Genomic DNA, 1,550 nt, shown 5'->3' on the forward strand with positions numbered 1-1,550 from the left:
TAAAAAGAGGCGTGTCACAAGACGTTTTTTCCATAAACGTTTTGCGACACGCCCACTATATTATTTATCGGCAAATATCCAAATAACTGCAGTACTGACAGTACCCCCGCTTATTGGTACACTGAGCTTTCGCTTTACCTCGTATAATCTGTTGATATTTATGATAAAAGTTAATAATTGTTTGCTCATCAAGCAGCTTTACACATACCTGATGTCCGTCTTTAAAGTGTATATACCCCTTGTTGGCTACCGGCCGACTTTGCGTATGTTCCAATAATACTTTGTAAACAGAAAGCTGAATAATGTCTGACTCCTGAACTCGTCTACTCGCCCTGCTCTTATAATCGCCGACGATTAATACCCCGTGGTTATCAATCCAGATAACATCAGGAGTACCGCAAATCGGTATCGGCTCATCGATTCTCATATAATGGTCTGTTAGATAGATGGCTAACTTAGGTTTTCGACGACGTTTAAGCCAAAAAACAAGTCCAAAAAGTAGTAGTAATCCCAATAGCAGTAACATATATATCACCTAAAGAATATACGCAGTAGCCAACGAATTAATCTGATAAACCAGTTTTCTCTCTTGCCGGTAAGTCTGCGCCGGAACTTTTCATGTTCCTGGTTACCAAGTTTTATATATTCTGCTGTTAGCTCAGTATTTTCACCGTATTGGATATCAAAATATAATTGTCGTTCACATTTTGCTAATTTAGCTAATTCTGTCGCACTTACATGTCGCATGAGTAGATGTCTCCAACTTCTAAGCAGCAATTGTTAATATATTATGTCGATACCATTATATCAAATAACAGCATGGAAATCCCAGTAGATTTTTTAAGGAGGAAATTTACGAATATGAAAAAACTAGTAGCCTTTATGGGAAGCCCCAGGAAAAATGGCAACACAGCGACTCTGGTTAACGAAGTCATTCGTGGAGCCAAAGATGCAGGTATGGATACAACTTTGTTTAATCTGTATGATGTAAATATCAAACCTTGCCAAGGTTGTCTCGTTTGTCGAAAAACCGGCCACTGTACCACCCTTAAGGACGATTTTCAGAACCTCTTTACACATATTATTGAAGCCGATGTGGTAGTTTTTGGCTCACCCGTCTATGTCTGGCAGATTACTGCACAAATGAAACTGTTATGGGATAGACTCTGTGGCTTGTTTGATGAAAACTTCAATCTTAGGTATGCTCCCAAGAAAGTGATCATGGTATACACCCAAGGAAACCCTGACCCTGAAGCCTTTAAGGCATCTTTCCAATGCAATGAAGCAGTGCTTAAAATGCTTGGCCTTAATGTGGTTGAAACCATTATATTAACAGCCGGTGGCGACCCCAACACTGCAGCCAATAATAAAGATCTGTTAGCAAAAGCTTATGAGGCCGGAAAAACAGTATAAAGATTATTGACGGTAGATGTAGAAAAGGCAGTTAGATCATCAATAAATGTTCATGATCCAACTGCCTCTTTTTTATCCGATAACTTACTTACTCGTTTTACACTTTAAACTTTATAACCTGTGCAAGGAGTTCTTTG

General features: G+C 38.9%; 3 protein-coding genes. 1 reads left to right on the forward strand and 2 read right to left on the reverse strand.

Annotated elements, in window-relative coordinates; translation table 11 throughout:
* Positions 1-64: 64 nt before the first annotated feature.
* Together AC29Z1_RS17800 and AC29Z1_RS17805 are read right to left on the reverse strand one after the other, a co-directional pair.
* Positions 65-526, reverse strand: coding sequence for a PD-(D/E)XK nuclease family protein (locus AC29Z1_RS17800; RefSeq protein ID WP_488272767.1), 462 nt, complete (start codon positions 524-526; stop codon positions 65-67).
* A gap of 5 nt (positions 527-531) precedes the next feature.
* Positions 532-747, reverse strand: coding sequence for a hypothetical protein (locus AC29Z1_RS17805; RefSeq protein WP_488272768.1), 216 nt, complete (start codon positions 745-747; stop codon positions 532-534).
* Positions 748-861: 114 nt separating this feature from the next.
* Between AC29Z1_RS17805 and AC29Z1_RS17810 the strand changes: the two genes are divergently transcribed.
* Positions 862-1,413 (forward strand): flavodoxin family protein, encoded by a 552-nt coding sequence (locus tag AC29Z1_RS17810; RefSeq protein WP_488272769.1) that lies wholly within the window; start codon positions 862-864, stop codon positions 1,411-1,413.
* Positions 1,414-1,550: the final 137 nt, after the last annotated feature.

This window comes from Sporomusa sp. (genome assembly GCF_057736855.1).